Annotated in this window: 10 protein-coding genes and 2 pseudogenes; 2 read left to right on the top strand and 10 right to left on the bottom strand. The window is 36.7% G+C overall.

What is annotated here, in order from left to right; all coding sequences use genetic code 11:
- Together ORQ98_RS23975 and ORQ98_RS29705 are read right to left on the bottom strand one after the other, a co-directional pair.
- Positions 1 to 361 (bottom strand): annotated as a pseudogene (locus ORQ98_RS23975) (integrase core domain-containing protein); the annotation flags it as partial.
- The gene (locus ORQ98_RS29705) at positions 327 to 425 is read right to left on the bottom strand and encodes a helix-turn-helix domain-containing protein (RefSeq protein ID WP_425347712.1); all 99 of its coding nucleotides are present in this window, start codon (positions 423 to 425) and stop codon (positions 327 to 329) included. The pseudogene ORQ98_RS23975 and the gene ORQ98_RS29705, both read right to left, overlap by 35 nt.
- A 244-nt stretch (positions 426 to 669) precedes the next feature.
- Between ORQ98_RS29705 and ORQ98_RS23970 the strand changes: the two genes are divergently transcribed.
- Both ORQ98_RS23970 and ORQ98_RS23965 read left to right on the top strand, forming a co-directional pair.
- Positions 670 to 3,324, top strand: coding sequence for a hypothetical protein (locus ORQ98_RS23970; protein ID WP_274691350.1), 2,655 nt, complete (start codon positions 670 to 672; stop codon positions 3,322 to 3,324).
- A 120-nt stretch (positions 3,325 to 3,444) separates the two neighbouring features.
- Positions 3,445 to 4,024: pseudogene (locus ORQ98_RS23965) on the top strand (IS256 family transposase); the annotation flags it as partial.
- An 8-nt stretch (positions 4,025 to 4,032) separates the two neighbouring features.
- Here ORQ98_RS23965 and ORQ98_RS23960 read toward each other — a convergent pair.
- The 8 genes from ORQ98_RS23960 to ORQ98_RS23925 form a co-directional block, all read right to left on the bottom strand.
- Positions 4,033 to 4,503 (bottom strand): hypothetical protein, encoded by a 471-nt coding sequence (locus ORQ98_RS23960; RefSeq protein ID WP_274691349.1) that lies wholly within the window; start codon positions 4,501 to 4,503, stop codon positions 4,033 to 4,035.
- Between the two features lie 340 nt (positions 4,504 to 4,843).
- Complete coding sequence (locus tag ORQ98_RS23955) at positions 4,844 to 5,197, bottom strand: transposase (protein ID WP_425347711.1); 354 nt, start codon at positions 5,195 to 5,197, stop codon at positions 4,844 to 4,846.
- Between the two features lie 76 nt (positions 5,198 to 5,273).
- Entirely contained in the window at positions 5,274 to 5,507 is a 234-nt protein-coding gene (locus ORQ98_RS23950) for a transposase (protein WP_274691348.1), read from the bottom strand.
- Positions 5,508 to 5,536: 29 nt separating this feature from the next.
- Entirely contained in the window at positions 5,537 to 6,100 is a 564-nt protein-coding gene (locus tag ORQ98_RS23945; RefSeq protein WP_274691347.1) for an IS982 family transposase, read from the bottom strand.
- A 397-nt stretch (positions 6,101 to 6,497) separates the two neighbouring features.
- Positions 6,498 to 8,459, bottom strand: a complete 1,962-nt coding sequence (locus ORQ98_RS23940) for an ATP-binding protein (protein WP_274691346.1) — start codon at positions 8,457 to 8,459, stop codon at positions 6,498 to 6,500.
- A 16-nt stretch (positions 8,460 to 8,475) separates the two neighbouring features.
- Entirely contained in the window at positions 8,476 to 12,396 is a 3,921-nt protein-coding gene (locus tag ORQ98_RS23935; RefSeq protein ID WP_274691345.1) for a contractile injection system tape measure protein, read from the bottom strand.
- Positions 12,397 to 12,570: 174 nt separating this feature from the next.
- Positions 12,571 to 16,980 carry a hypothetical protein gene (locus ORQ98_RS23930; RefSeq protein WP_274691344.1) on the bottom strand — a complete coding sequence of 1,470 codons (4,410 nt, stop codon included), beginning with the start codon at positions 16,978 to 16,980 and terminating at the stop codon, positions 12,571 to 12,573.
- Entirely contained in the window at positions 16,973 to 17,311 is a 339-nt protein-coding gene (locus ORQ98_RS23925; protein WP_274691343.1) for a hypothetical protein, read from the bottom strand. Before ORQ98_RS23925 ends, ORQ98_RS23930 begins: the two co-directional genes overlap by 8 nt.
- Between the last annotated feature and the right edge of the window lie 6 nt (positions 17,312 to 17,317).

Here is a 17,317-nt window from a genome sequence, read left to right as displayed (position 1 = left end):
TTAAATTTTTCTCAGCCCAAATCTGTTTGCCATCAAGTAACGTTTGCATCGGGGTACGCCCATTACACATTTTACCTTGATGAGTTCGATGGTGATTATAATACGTCATCCATTCATCCAAGTCTTGCTGTAATTCTTCAAGGGTTGTATACACCTTTTTCCTAAAGGTCACTTGATAAAACTCATTAAGAATTGTTTTATGGAATCGTTCACAAATACCATTCGTTTGTGGGTGCCGGGCTTTGGTTTTCGTATGATCAATGTCATTAATCGCTAAATAAAGCTGATAATCATGCTGTTCAGCCCGGCCACAATATTCCGTGCCTCTATCCGTTAATATACGCAACATCGGCAACTGTTGCCAGATTATGATAACGGTAAAAGGTATCACGGGATACCCCCATCATTTTGCAGGCTTTAGACACATTACCGAGTTCTTCTGCGAGATTTAATAAACCTACTTTGTGTTTAATAACGTGAATTCGGAGCAAAATTTAGTCGTCACGGGCTGAGTCTGGCTATTTTTTGCTCCGAATTCACGTTAAATATTACAACCATTGTCGTGTTCATAGTTACAATGACTACTTAACGCCTGCAGCTAAAGAGTTATTAAATTAACTGTACGTAATGTTGTACAAATTTACTTGGCCACAACAGGAGAATACATGTATGGAGAGTGGTAGAACCATGGCAAACCTCCAAGATGCTCAAATGGGAAATTTACAAGCAACTATCAATAACTTACTACCCAATAATAATGCTTTACCAAGCTCTGGAGGTGGTGGAGCTGCTGGGCTAGCTTCTCAAATGGTTGGTGCTTTCAGCTTAGGTGAAGGAGCTATAAGAAGGGGGTCTCTGCCGGCTATGCAAATGGATAGCCCAGGGTATGCGCTCGCAACCATACCGTTTATAGACGACGATGGTGTCACGAAGAGGATGGTAGTTTCAGGAACAACTCCCGACGTAAGCCCTAGAGAGTTAATGGAACGAATACGAGCACCAGCAAATCAAGTGCCAGTTGTGCCAGAAGGAGGAGCTGTAAGGAAAAGTTCGTTACCTGACTCTTGGAGACCATATGCATTAAACGACTTAAGCGACATTCATAAGACAAAGGCATTAAATACATTAAGAGATGCCAATATAACAAAGTACGACGTGATTAGTATGGCTGCAATGGGGTTCTTTGCTGCTAGGAACCTAAAAAATGCAATAGATAACTATGACTCAAGTAAGCCTGCAACGAAAGCTGCACTGGCTCAAGCAATAGGGTTTGCAATTGTCGTTTATGGGGGAATGACTGCATTACCTATATCAAGGGCAATCTTGAAAAGGAAAATTCATGCGCAGTTGTTACACGCCTTTCTAAAGGGGAAAGACCTGATAAAGCATAGCAGACTAGCAAGAGCATTAGATGCTGCAGATAAAGTGAGTATAGCTTTGGCGTTTGCAATGGACCTAATGGCCATTGGCATAAGTTTGGATAACGCAATAAAAAACCCTACTGCAGGAAATATTGCTGCAGTAGCTGGTGATATCTTAATTGCAGCCGTGGACGGCTTAGCCCTACTTAATGCTATATGGGGAGTAGGTGGTCGGGTAGGTAGTGCGATGGCAGGACCTATAGGTGTTGCCATCGTTGTGGCAGTTATGATTGTAGTAGCTGTTATACAAGGAATTGACGAAGCAAAGCGTAGAGTTGATCGAATATATAAGTCTGCAGGCTGGAAAGTCTATGCAGAGCAGGCTGGGTTAAATATAGGAGGTCTGCTGTTTAATTGGCTTGGCACTGGGAAGAATCCTTTATTTGGAACCAGTGCATGGGTGGCAGAAAACGAAATGCTTACACGTTATCTTGGTATGGCTGCAAAAATTTCAGAAGAGGAACTAGAAGCGAACCCTGAATGCACGCTAGTGGTTACACCAATGCAGGAATATAAGGTTGAACAGGCAACAACTTCAATACTTGGAATACCAGTATCTGCTCAACATTGGTTAGTTACAAAGACTGATAGCGAGACAACCACAGTGGAGCCAATAGATCCTAGTGCTACTACTATTGACCATTCAATCACTATAAATGATATCGAAAAGCAGAGGGTAAATGGGGAGTTGGAACCTCTGAAAGTCGGCAACTTTGACGATAGACTATGGGTATTAACCTATAATTCTGCCTTAATGAATGAATCTGGAGCAAAACCGACAACTCTGATAATGATAGGAGCTGAAGATACAAGTCGATTTCAGCCGGCGGCAGAAGCTCATACAATAATCCATATGAGAAGGAGTGGTGTAATCAAAGCCAGTGGTGGTGCCACTGAGGTGGCAATAAACACGCGCCAGGGAGCAAGAGGTGAAATGACCGAAAATATGTATGTTTGGTGGGAAGAAGGTGGAAACAGGAAGTTATTAACAATAATCTTACCCACAGATGCATCTACTATATCGGTAGACAGAACTGATGATCAACCGAACGATGACCACCTTAGTACAGTTTTTCCTGATGATAATGATGCCGTAGATATGACAAAGATAGAAGGGTCGATTTTAGTGGAAATTACAAATACCACCAAAGAAATAATTGTGTACGGAGTCAAAAGGGTTCCTGTATCACTATTATGGAAACAAATAGGCAGTTATTATGATGAAAGTACCGGAGGGTACGTTACTGCGAGTGGTACGCGACGTGGAATGGATCCAAATAAAACGACTGAGGAAATAGAGCTGGGCCATGAAACTATTAGCAACATGGAGCTAAAACCAATGAGAAGTAGATCTGAGTCTACACTAAGTAGTCGCGAGCCATTTACAGGAGAGAATATACGAGGGAAAATAACTACGAATACACCAATACGAGAGTTTAAGCAGCCAGTGTTATCCCGCAATGCTGACGACAGTAGCTTAGTTGATTTAACAATTCGGCGAGTTGGGGTGTTTAAAAAAGCAGGAAGGTATAATGCTTCTAATGGAATGGCAATAATGAGTCCACTTACCATTGTATCTGGGGATGAATTCCATTTGACAATTAACAACAGTTATACAGGCTGGGAAAAAAGCGAGAGCACATTCGCGAACGTTGTTGCAACCGCCACTTTAAACTTCATTCCAAGTGGCTGGGTGATAAAACACTTGACAACTGCTCCAGGTTGGACAGGCATAGAAGATATACTACCTCCCTGGTGTCAAAACCTTGGATTATGTACTAGTGAAAGAGAATCCAGTTCCTTGGAAGTCATCTCCGAAAAAATTTGTGGGGGACTAGAAGGAAGGAGCATGCAAGAGTGTTTAAGTCGCATTAGAACAGCATGGGCAATAGAACATCAGTGATAGGGGATCTGAGGAGTCTGTAGAGAGTGTCACTTATTTTGTGTAACTGCTCATTCATGTAAACTTCCTTAATAGGAGCAACTGAATGAGCAACAGAACACCACAAATGACAGAAGAGCAATTAAAAAACTACTTGGCAATATTACCACTCAAGACCAATTCAATGAGTTAACCCAATCTCTTCTCAAAACCTTTGTCGAAAGCGCTCTCAATGCTGAAATGGATGAACACCTTGGCTATGAAAAACATGCTGTAGAGGGCCATAATAGTGGTAATAGCCGTAATGGATATTATAAAAAAACACTAAAAAGTACAGCAGGTGAAGTTGACGTATCAGTCCCAAGAGACCGTAATAGCACGTTTGAGCCCACCTTTATTGAAACGCCTCACTCAATTTGATGACCAAATTTCAGCGTGTTATGCACGTGGCATGTCAACTCGCGATATTGCTGAAACCTTTGAAGAAATGTACGGAGCCAAGGTTTCCCATAATGTCATTGCTAAAGTCACAGAGTCTGTTCTGGAGCGCGTTCAAGTTTGGCAAAATAGACCGTTAGATGAAGTCTATCCAATAGTTTATCTGGACTGCATCCACGTTAAAGCCCATTATGACAAGCGAGTAGTCAATAAAGCCATTTATGTAGCGTTAGGTATCAACATGGAAGGGCATAAAGAGCTATTAGGGCTATGGATCACACAGTATATGTATTAGGCTTTGGATCGAAATCTTACATACCGCGAGTTTGCTATAAATCTACCTGTACCAAGTTGCCAAGGAGATGGATCTTCGTTAAGCGGTGAAGGTAAAGGTATTGCAGGATTTTTTGCCTTAGAGCCTGGAGGTTTTGGGGTTAGCAATGCTTGAAACGTAGTGCCTCGCAGAATAACCTGATTTTTTTCAATCCAAGTTTTGGATGAATTTTGATTGTCGTCTAATGATAATATTGTTACAGTCCCCTCACCAGGAGAAGGATGAGAAGGTATTGAGTATGTGCATGCTATGCTCACTTTTTTTTCATCCCCTACAACACATACTAGTTTTCCATCTACAAACATCGTACTTTGGGTGCATGCTTTAATTTGCGCAGGTGGAAGCTTGACAGCAAACATCATAGTTAAGGGAAATGTAAACTGTAGGTGATCTTCATGCAAAACAACGTCATGGTTTTTAGTAAACATTATTGACCATAGAATTTAAGAAATAGTATTAAGAGTTAATTTTTTATAAAGACCGTGCAACAGTCAACTTTATAAGAAATATATTACACAAGAAGTGTAATAAAAAATCATAGAATAAAAATCAATCAAAAGACTCAGAATCGTCACTTTTTGGTGGTTCTTCCAGTGCGCTGGGCAAAGCTGCACTGACCTTGTGGGTGAAAGTCCCACTGGTAGTGGCTCAAACCTGTGTTTTATCAAATGTTTCGCCCAAATTCATAACGATTAATAAAAAGCCCAATAACAAGATCATGCATTTTATACCTATCACGAATCATTTTTAGGTCGAGATTCAAATAAATTATTCACAAGCTAATTCTGAAAGTCCGTTTCCCATAATCGAATATATTTCATCAGCATGAGCATGCTGATGAATAAAAAATCGACTACAAGCTTTTTTAAATTCTGTAAATGTCTCATAAAATTTGTTATATAAGACCTTCTTTTTGAAAACCTTCCAGAACCGTTCGATTAGGTTTAGATCAGGTGAATACGAAGGAAGTGGCACCAAATGAACTCTTGAAGTCTTTACCCAGCTCAATACAGGCTCTGAAAAATGGTACCTTGCATTGTCTAAAATCACATAAATTGTCGTTGCTAAAGGATATAGCTTTTCCAAGCATTCGAGTATAGCTAGAAAATCATAAAGTGGCATATTGAACACTAAATTGGCCTTTAACATACTCGCAAACTGACTGAGTATTTAACGTGAATTCGGTATAAAAAACGTACTAGCTGATTAAAATAAGATCATTTTGATTGATATTTATACCAATGGATGGTTTTTTAGGCTGCAAACAGTATGCAATAAGCCCGCAAAGTAAATTAATAACAAAGCCTTTTGGGCTTCTGTGCCTACTATGTTCTATTTGACTGATATTTTTTAGCTGGTCATTAACTGATTCGATTATAGCTCTTTTTCTCAGTAATAGTTTATCAGACATTAACATCAGTTTATTTTTCATATTTTTTTAATTCTTGTAATTAAGTGTAATTATTTACCAAGTAACTCTTCAGTCAATTCAGCAGATATATAGCCTTTATCACCGAATAATTTCCCATTTAAGCCCTTAGCTAGCTCTTTAAGAGGTGCACGATCATCTGTATTTCCAGTTATTAGTTTTAGATTAACAAGCTCGCCCTTATCATTAATAATTAAATGTAGCTTAAATCCATAAAACCAGCCTAACGACGTTTTTCCTTTAGCGGCTGTATTTTTAAATACCTTATGTTGTTTTTCTCTTTTGATATGGCACACCCTAAGAGGAGTAGAGTCTACAAAGTAAATCCCCCTTAAACTAGGTGTAAAAGATTGCAGATAGAAATAGAGTGGTAATAAGGCATAATATTGTTGCTCAATAAACCTTGAGTAACTTAATAAGTTAGGAAATTCAGAGAAATAATGCTTCTGAATATGCTTTGTATAGTAAGTTTTAAAATCTCTATAACGAGACTGATGAAAGTAAATTAATATGGTCAGTATTTCACTGATTGATAGTTTACAAGTCCATGGTTTTTGCCGAACACCATTTTCTTGAAGTTTTTTGATTGCAAACATAACTCAATCATTAAGAATGCTTACTTTCAAGAGAGGAAATGCTCACCAATACTAAAAAGGTCATATTTTAGTCGGTAATGACACTACTACACGTTATGGGTCAAATCTGTCTATTTTTTGCTCCGAATTCACATTAACCACTTCCGCTGTTCAAGATTAACGGTCTGTTAGTAGATTCACTTATGTTCGCTATACTGGCTCCCTAGCACTTACCCAATTGTGGTTATCAGGAAGATGCGCCTCTCGCGATTTACATCCCGCTATTTAGCTTCGTTACGTTGTCAGGCCCGCTACTTTATTCAGGACCCTAGGGTCATCTGGTGATACAGATGGTTCTCTCTATAAGTCGGAGAACAACGACATTATGCGACTTCATGTCACATCACAAAATGGATTACTAATTAAATATTTGCGACGGAATCCATTCTTGAGTTAAATAAGTATCGTCGGTTTTTTGTAACTCCCTTTGGAGAGCTTTAGTAATGTGGATTGCTTTAACAACTATATTTTCATTATCAATAGAGTCTTCCATAGCTAAAAATGTGGAATAATCAGAAATATTGACTATATATGAAGGTGAAATTTCGAAGTTCTTTGCAAGTTTTACTAAGTCAATATCCTTAGTTAGTGTTACCTTGCTACTCCATACTGTGCGCCAAAGCTTAAGCCGTTCGTCAAATTCTGGCTTAGGCAGCTCTATACTAAAATCGACCCTACGCATAAATGCTTTATCTATGTTACCTTTATAGTTTGTAGCCAAAATTAGTATACCATTAAATAATTCTACTCTTTGTAGCAAATAACTTATTCCTATATTAGCATTTTTATCATGACTACTTTTGACACTGGTTCTTTTAGAAAATATAGCATCTGCTTCATCGAAAAATAACATCGCTTCATGTTTTTCCGCTTCATCAAATAATGAGGCAAGATTCTTTTCAGTTTCACCTATCCACTTACTTATGGTACTCGAAATATCAACCCTATATAGAGGTTTGTATAATAAATTTGCTAGTGCCGACGCCGCCATTGTTTTTCCAGTTCCTGGAGGTCCTGATAATAAGCAAATCAGTCCTTTTTTTCCCTTAATAAATTTATTACACTTATTCTTATTTTTTTGTATTATTTCTATTTCGATAAGCTGTTCTTTTATTTTTGAAGGCAAAACCAAGTCTTCTAGCTTATATTTAGGCTTTACTATTGTAGCTAGGTCTTTAAGGTTATTTGGTAATAAATTGATATAAGTTGTAATGAAATCTGTAGTATTAATTAATCTGGATTTATTTTTTTGTAATAATGCTAAATCCATGCAAGCTTTAAACATATTTCCTGGGAACGATGTGTAATATCTGCAAATATAGTCAAAATCTATTTTTAATAGATTTTTATCTAGATATGTATTACACATACTTTGTAAGATCACTTTTCTTAAATTTTTATCTGGTTTATGTATTTCAATAATATTATGATTTAACAAATAAAATTCGTTTGGCAACTCACATTTTTTATAACTGGATAAAAATAATGTGCAGTTGGAAAATCTAAGCCATTCTACTATATATGTAATAAAAACACTATTTTCATTGATTAAATCTTGCCATGATTCTAAAAAAATACATGAATTATATAGATTAGAAAATGTTAGTATATCAATAAAAACATCTTCTTTTTCTTTGTACCCGAAAAATTTTTTTTCGTTAAAAAGAAATATTTTTTTTCCTGATTTTTTTATTAAATATTTAGAGTGAGATTTTTTACCATAACCATTTTTCCCGATAAAGTGAATTAAATTTATGTTTTTCAAGAGTAAATCGTTCCTTATATAATTAGTTATATAAGGGTATGGAATAAATTCATGCTCACTTGGTTTTATATCAACTAAACAATTATTTATATCATGACCAGGGACGTCATTTGATATAATAAAATTAAATACTTCATTTGAAATATTTATATATTTATTGTGAGAAAAACTATAGTTTTCAGTTAATAAAATACGCCACTTAAATAAGCTATGGTCTTTTGTTAGTATTATATAGTGATTTTTATAAAATTTTATGATAGATATCAATAGCCCAATAGTAGGAAGGGTATTTTTATCTTGGTTTATATTAAAATATATACTACTCGACTCGGTACTAATTTGTGGATGTAAAACTAATAAAAATAAAAGCATATAAAGGTCATCGACGCAAAACTTATTTTTAATAATCATTAGCCTTTGATTTCTTTGTATTACTTCTAATAAATTATTATAAATAGTTTCAATCTCATATTTGTCATAAAAACCTTTATTTTGGTATTCTATATAATTAATTAAAACATCATCTAAAGCTACTTTTATATCAGAGATAGACATATTGTTACCATTATATTTATTTCCATTCAGTTGTTATTTCATATTCTAACCATGGCAATTTTATGCTATTTATCTGCCAAGGAAGTTTATCTATTAATATATCTTGTGCTTTTCTTTCAATAGTGGTTTTCCAACCAACTCCTATCTTATTAATAAATCCATTCCTTTGGATGAATAAGTCTTTGAAAGTTTCTACAGAAATATTATTAAAGTATTTAAATCTATAAATTAAAGCTAATATAGTATCATTAATGGTGTTTAATTCTATATCACTCAAATTGATATCATTATCAAAAATTATTGTCTCTGGTGAAAGGCCAAGAACTAAATTAATAGTTATTAGACTGTATTCATACTTGGAATTAAAAGCTGTTTTTAGCATACTGTAAGCTTTTATTATTGACTTCTCCTCTTTGAACTTAAATTGTTCATCTAGTAAGTTAGTATTTATAAAAATATCTTTAAAATATGGCCATAGTAATAGAATTCCTGCATCATTTGTTGGTATAAGTATATTCTCTTTGTATTCTATTTTTTGTAAATTATTAGTATAATTTAAAAGTTTATTTCTCAAGTCATCGATAACTTGTTTGTGGATGATTTCATTACTACCATTAAAATTATGTGAAATATTAGTTAAAGGATTAATATTTTTTTCTTGATCAAAAAAATTGCTATTTTCAATATTTGAGCTTTTTCCTAAGTATTCCTTTTTATACTGATCTTTTGTTAGTGAAGTATGTGGATCGATATATATATCCTTTCTATTATTTAATGGCATGAGGCTATTATCATCAAATTTATGTGAATTGATATATATATCCTCTCTATTATTTAATGGTGTTAGATTATTATCATTGACTGTCTTAATTCTATCAAATACTTGAACAATTTCATAAATATCTTTTGATTTTATACGATAGTCATCAGATACAGTATTAATTTTATTATTAATTAATGCTGTATTTTTTAATAAACTGGTTGTATTAATTGTTTTTTTAGTGTTTGTATTATCTTCTAATTCTAACAAACTTTTATATAGCTCTGACTTTAAATATTGGTTTGTTTTTATTTTTTTCATATAAAAACTTATTAATATATCTAAGACAGGATCTTGATTTTTTTTGATCTTGATAAATACTTCGTTTTCACGGGGAAAAATTGCATCATATAGTTGATCTATAAAATTTAAGTCTTTTTCAAAATTAATAGAGATGCTTAAAATATTTTCTATTGTGTTTTTTATAATAATTCCAAGATTAATCTTTGTCTCTGTACCTATGTTTCTTTTTGAATTGCTATATATGTAATTGTAATTGTTTTTTATGCTGGATACTAATGAAGCTATTATCATTTTTATATTTTCTTTTGTGCGTAAGAATGATTCATTATTACTAGTCGATTTTATATAATTGCTAAAGATTATATTCTTGTTTTTATCTAGGTAATTTTTGATAGAGTTTAATATCTTATCTAAGATATGCTTGCAGATATCTTTTATATAATTTAAAATATTTAGATATTGATTTGAATTAAATAGACTGATTATTTTGTTATTTTCAAGTTGATCGTGGGGTTGGTTATGAATTAAATTAATAGTTTCTAACCCTTTATTTAATTCATCTTTATATCTTTCTGATATGGTTGAGTTTTTTATAATTATAAATAGATTATCTATATGTTCTTTTGGTATATTTTCTAGTGTAACCTTATAATTATCTATGTTTGTTTGTAATAGAAAACTAATTAAATTTTCTTGAAAATATGAAATATTAACAAGATTTTTCAGTAAAATGTTTTTCTTTAAAGTTAAATGTTTTTTTTCGTCTTGAATAATTCTTAAGATATTACTAATGTCTTGTATGCCCTTAGGATTTATATTTATTGTATTAACAATTTTTTCAGGAAGCACCATTCCCCATTTTTTTAAGATAGATGGTAATTTTTCTCCTGTACTATTTGTTAGTTCCTTGTTTATTTCTTGTATATAATATATTTCCATATCAGTATTATTGAGCATACTTATAATACTGTGGTGTATATTTATTATTTTTGTGATTATATTTTTTCCAAAAAAAGGTATTTTTTCTATTTTGTACTTGCTTATTATTTTGTTATATTTTGTTAGCTCTTTTTCTGTGGGCTGTCTTTTATGATATTGTTTTGACGTGATACCTAGTGTTAATATATATAAGTATTTAGATAGATCGTTTTTATAAACTATATTTTTTTCTAGTATTTTTTTGTGTATTATATGTTCAATAGTTCTAACTTCTTGATTTTTTATTTCTTTAATTATTTTTCTTGCAATTATAGACTCCTGCTTGTAATGAATGTGATCTAGATTACTTATTTTTAATAAAAGTAATTCATTGTATATATTCTCTATAGCTGCGATATAACTGTCATTATTTATGATATTTTTTATTATAGATGTTATTTTGTTGTTTAAACTTAACGGTATATAGTATATGTTTGAAATATCTTCTAGGTATTTTTTTATAGATGTTATATCTATCGATATATTTTTTAATATATCTCTTAACTCGATTATTTCTTCATTACTATTGCTAATTGTGTCTATATGTTTTATATTAATTTTTGCTCGAGATTTCTTTGTATTATATTTTTTAATATCGCCAAGTATCTTGCATATGATATATACTTTATTTTTTGTCATTGAGTTGCTGTTTAAGATAATAATATTATTGGCTAATTCTGATATGTTTTTATATAAGTTTTGTGTGTGTTTGTTTTGATATTTTTTTGATGACAATAGCTTTATTCTTTTTATAATGTCTATTAAAACATCATATTTTTTTTGGTCGGAAAATGATTTTTTTTCAATAGTATTCTTTATGGATAAAATATTGTTTATTATTTTTCCTATATTTATTTCTTCGTCTTTCTTGGTGATGCTGTCTGCTATATTTTTTGTTAATATAATTAAGTTTACTAGATCTAAATGAATATTTTTTATGTTTATTAGTGAGGGGGTTAAATCCATAAAATATATTGAATTTTTAGAAGGAATTTGTTTGATTAAATTTTCTGCTATTTGTTTATAATGCTTAAGTTTTGAAAGACTATTTTTTGACTTTTCATTAGCTTTGTCTAATGCATAAAAATCAGTTAATGAAATGGTTTGTTTGATGTTTGGTATATTGTTGATTTTTTGTAGGACCCCCTTAATGAATGGGGATATTATACCATATTTTTTTGCCCACATATTTATAACTTGAATCATATTTTCTACAGAGCTTAAATCGAGTCGATATTGCTCAATAATTTCTAGCCATTTTAGGGCTGTTTCACCAAACTGTATTTCTTTTTGGATATTTATAATATAGCTTTTATTACTAGTTTTTTTATTGTTATTAAATTTTGTGTATAGGCTTAATATTTCATTAAGATTTCTTGTTTCTACATCAGTATCTTTGTACATGGTGTTCTTGAATATATTTAATAATAATTCTTTTTTATTTGACTTTTTGTGTACGAATATGGCTGATTTTAGTAGGCTTAAAACGACCTCTGTATGGTTTTTATGCTTGTGTTGAAGTATTTTAAGTAAAAATTCTATTTTATATGAGGTTATATTTTTTTCTAGTAATAAGATTGTTATTATTTTATTGAATTGATAATCAGGTGTGGCTGATATAGCTGATAATCTCTTGAGTAACTCATTTTTTAATGAAAATAATAAAGCTTTATGTAAATCATATTTTAGTTTAGATAGGTTTATTTCTTCTATATCTATATATATATTTTCTATATAAATATCTTCTTTACTCAGCAAACTTTCACTATCATTTAGTTGATATGAGTTAAAAAAATGCCTAACGATAGACTCTGTTATTCTTTTAACTCTATCTTTATTTTCCTTGCGATTAACAGCGATTTCGATCACACACTGTTGCACAGCAATAGACGACATGGTTTCTATTTCCTTGCTTTATTCTGTTATTTGAGGCTGTCACAAAAAAGGGAAAAAAGTAAATCTAGAATTCATTAATTTTCTATCCGCTTGTTTTTGTAGCAACTTCATTGAGTATTCAGGTAATAGCTTGTTTTTTATTTTACGTTGTCTGTTTTTTTGTATTCATTTTGATTATAAATTATCACAACGCCAATCCTGGTCATCCAGGCGTTCATCTACATATTTGCCGCACCAGTAATGCCGTTCTGTATTTTGGCCGTCTTGTAGGTTACAAGCAAAGATGTTAGGGAAGTCACCATCGGCCTTATTGCCGGCCCAATGGCCTTCGCAGATCAAGTTGCTGCAGAAGACGGCTCCGCCCCCAGACTGGCTGGCTTGGCAGTATTTAGCACTCATGTGCAGTTGAGCGCTGCGGAAGGCACCGCCGCCGTAGTTAGCACTGCAATGGTTGGCTTGTACGGTGCAGTGTTTGGACTCAGCTATGCCACCGCCGTAGAGGGCATGGCAATGGCTGGCGTCCAGCTGGCTATTTTCTGTTTGGTATGCACCGCCCCCGTAGATAGCCTGGCAGTTGACTGCGACGATCTGACATTGTTGGCAGGCGGCTACGCCACCACCGATCACAGCATAGCAGTCGTGTATAATTAAGTCGGACTCAATTAGGCCGTAGACGCCCCCCCCAGCGGTTTTGGTTTGATCATTAACCCAAGCGGCACAGTGGTCGATGTAATGGGCTTGGATATGTCGGCTGTTTTCGCCGTAGATGGCTCCTCCTTTATCACAAACCAGGTGTTCGGTGATGTGGCAGTTGAGTTCACAGTGCTCAGCATTACGGAGCAAGAAGGCGCCTCCTTTGTTGTTGCTTTTTTGCATCCTGCCGTTAAAGGTCCAGCCTCGAAGTGTGACCCATGTTACTGGGTTGTCTTGGGAGCCCTCTAATTCGAAATGCACATTGGGGTTGCCTTTGATCACCACAGTGGTGTGAGGGTTAAAGCCGATGATACTGACACCGGAGGCCAGTTTCACAGTATTTTTCAGGATATAGGCATTACCATTTTGTCCGGGGGCATTACCGAGGGTTATGGTGGGGCCGCCGGTATTGAGGATATCTAAGCTAGTAGTGCCGCTGTTGTTACTGAAAGGCTCCGTCGTTATTGAGGGGCAGTGACCGTTGCCGTCTCCTTCACCACCTCCATTGCTTCCGCTTCCATCATCCATGGGGAAGAGGATCACGGTGATATTGGGGCCCAGGGTGGTGGTTTGGCCACTCCCGAAGAGGGCCTCGAATTCCTGTTGGTTACAAACTGCTACGGTGGACTTAGCTTTGCTGAAGGGGGAGGTGTGCTCCATTAAGTGGGTTTTAATGGCCTTTTGGGTAACTAACAGGTTATCAGAGCTGTTGTCACCACCTAGTAATGGATCTGTTGATACCCCTTGAATGGCTGGCATGAGCTCTAAAGAGTCTGCTTGTACGGTAGGGTTGTTGGTTACCGCAGCAGAACTGCCCTCAGAAAAGACTAACCTTTTTAAATGAAGAGTGTTGACCATGGTGTCGTCGTTGAACTTAGCACGGCCGTTGACGGTCAGGCTACTCTTGGTTTCAACTGGGCCTTGTAAGCAGGTATTACCGGTTACCTCAGTATCTCCTTTGACGTGACTATTCCCTGTGATCTGGGTATTGCCATCCAGAGTGAGGCCTTGTGCTAAATGGAGTTGGCCATCAATATTGGCATCTCCTTGAATCATCAGTTGTCCTGCGACCTGTAATTGGCTATTTAGTAGGGTGTCTCCTTCTGCCACTAGCTCTCCTTTGATGAGAGTATTGCCCATTACGGTGGCCATTCCCTCGATTTGGCTATTCCCTTGCACTGTTAAGTCTTGGTTAAGGGTAGTACTTCCCTGTACCATCAGGGCTTGCTCAAGAAGGGTTTCGCCTTTTGCGGTGAGTTGACTGAAGGCGTAAAGTGGGCCTCTGAGTGTGGTCGTGCCGTCGACGGCTAAATTAGCATCAAACTCATTGTCTCCGATGAAGTGAGTTTTACCACTGACGGTAAGGTCTTTTTTGATATGGCAACTATTGTCGACGATAAGGTTCTCGGCGAAGTTGGCTTCTCCTTGTACCCAGAGGTTATTTTCGAGTTTTAGGTTTGCTTGTAATAAGGTATCAGCAGTGACGGTCAAGCCTCCCCCTAAGAAGGTGTCCTGCTGGATATGGGCTTGTTCTTCCACTGTGAGGGCTTTTTGGATGTGGGTATTGCCCATTACGGTGGCCATTCCCTCGATTTGGCTATTCCCTTGCACTGTTAAGTCTTGGTTAAGGGTAGTACTTCCCTGTACCATCAGGGCTTGCTCAAGAAGGGTTTCGCCTTTTGCGGTGAGTTGACTGAAGGCGTAAAGTGGGCCTCTGAGTGTGGTCGTGCCGTCGACGGCTAAATTAGCATCAAACTCATTGTCTCCGATGAAGTGAGTTTTACCACTGACGGTAAGGTCTTTTTTGATATGGCAACTATTGTCGACGATAAGGTTCTCGGCGAAGTTGGCTTCTCCTTGTACCCAGAGGTTATTTTCGAGTTTTAGGTTTGCTTGTAATAAGGTATCAGCAGTGACGGTCAAGCCTCCCCCTAAGAAGGTGTCCTGCTGGATATGGGCTTGTTCTTCCACTGTGAGGGCTTTTTGGATGTGGGTATTGCCTTCTACTAAGATGTCTCCTTTGAGGGTAGTGTCCTCCTTCACAGTAAGGGCTTGGTTGATATTGAGTGTTTCAAAGTATCCGCTGCCTCTGACATCGAGCAGGTACTGGGGTTGATCGGTGCCAAGGCCAGTCCAGCCATTGGAGGCGATAGTAAATAAATCCGCTTCATCGGCTTGTAGGCCTGTGATGCGCATGGCATGGGTAGCGTTATCGATGAGTTTGACATGTAAGGAGGCAAGGCTTGAATCGACCCCAATTCCCAGGCTACCTTTTAACAAGGCGTTCCCGTGGACATCTAAAGTTGCATGAGGTGCATCAGTACTAATGCCTATCATACCATTGGCATTAACTATTAAGGGTGTGACATCACCACATTGATTTTGAATTTTTAAGGGGTCTTTATGTGGCTGAGCAATGAGCTCTAGACTAGAAGAAGGTTGCTGGGTGCCGATGCCTACATCCCCCTCACAGGTTACACTCAACGCAGGGAGCTTTTGGTTGCCGTCAGTGATTTCAATCTGTAAAGGGGTAACCTGTTGTCGAACGTCTTTACTGATAAGCAGCTCACCGGAGACTTTGACGCTCCCTTTAAGCGCAGCTTCTCCCTCGACGGTCAAGTGTTGGTCGAGTTGAGCGTCCCCCTTGATGTGAGCATCGGCATGCAGCGTAGCCTTGCCTTTGACGTTGAGGTCTTGGTCAGTGGAGATGGGGCCTTGGAGCATGCAATCACCTAAAATGGTCAAAGATTGATCAATCAGGGTGTCGCCTAAGATATGGGTATTACCAGCTACAGCGAGGGCTTGCTTAAGAAAAGTGTCGTTATTGACTTCGAGAGTTTGGCCGACGTTGGTGCTGCCCATTATGGTGACATCGTGGTTAGCGGTGAGGTGGTCATCGAAGGTGGCTTTGTTCTTGACATGGAGCTTACCATCGATATCAGTATCCTGTTCTAAGAGAGCGTCACCGTTGACCTTGAGATCACCATCTACCTGACTGCGGCCATCTACGTCCAGGTCACCTTTGATATGAGCATCACTGTAGAAATGGGTATCCCCATCAACGGCAAGATTTTTGCCAAGGGTGGTATTACTCGACACAACTAAATCGCGCTCCACCCGCATATTTTGCTTGATGGATGCGTTGCCATTGACTATTAAGTTATCTTCAGTGGAGAGCTGGCCTTTGGTATGGAGACTTTCCGCAAAGGTACTGTTTTGCTGAAAATGACTAGGCCCGGTTACTGTTAAGCGTTGATTGATTGTGGTATTACCGTTAACGGAGAGGTCTTTTTCCAAAAGAGTGTGGTCGGATACCTGGAGCTGATTCAGGTGAGTAGGCTGTTTAACATAAAGTCCGGCATCCAATGAAGTGGGCCCTTGAACATTGAGTGATGCTTTGATCTGGGTGCTCCCTCGGACCGAGAGAGTTTGTATTGAGACATGCTGCTCGAAAGTGGCCTGGTCTTTTATCATGATTGGATTATGGAAACTGACTTCTCTCAGCTCAGTGGTGCCATTGACGGTGAGGTTGTCAACACTGAGGGTGTTGCTCATTAGCCTCCCTTCAATTTCTACGTTATCCCTAAAAGTGGCTTTTTGAATGACATTGAGCGGCGAGTGAGTGTGGATGTAACTATCCGTGATGCATAGTATGGGAGTGCTATCAATATCGACTTGCAGTGGCGATTGGTTGGGTTGGCTATTAATATGCACTCGCGCGTCTGGAGAATCAGTACCGATACCTAGACCGTTGTTACAGACATGGATATTGTCGTCTAACTGATTAATACCGGAGTCAATGAGTCGTGCAAAATCTTCACCAGTAGGGGTTGCACCGTCTTGGAAGCGTTCTTTTAGGTCATCTCGATTGGTTCTGTCGGGGTTACTCATTGTTATTGTCCTGATTAGTGATAGCGTTAGGTTCTTTAATGGCAACACATAATGTGTCTGATTCGTCGTTACCGGCGGTGATAAGAGCTTGATTGATAATGGCTTCTTGAATGGGCGAGGTTTCACAGACGCGGCGCGTATCAGAGGTGGCGACCCGGAATTTGCAGCCTTCATTAATTTGGGTGTCGTTCATTTTTGGGAAAGCGACGCTGAAGTTGTCGACACTAGAAGAGTCACCAAGGGTATGGTCTTCACAAAAGTGGTATAACGCGGACGATAAATTTTTCAGGCGCGTTTGCCAAAATTGGGTGGTGGAGAGTTGGTCTGACATAATGTG

The organism is Spartinivicinus poritis (assembly GCF_028858535.1).
GTDB classification, from domain to species: domain Bacteria; phylum Pseudomonadota; class Gammaproteobacteria; order Pseudomonadales; family Zooshikellaceae; genus Spartinivicinus; species Spartinivicinus poritis.
This window is presented reverse-complemented; position numbering and strand designations above follow the sequence as displayed.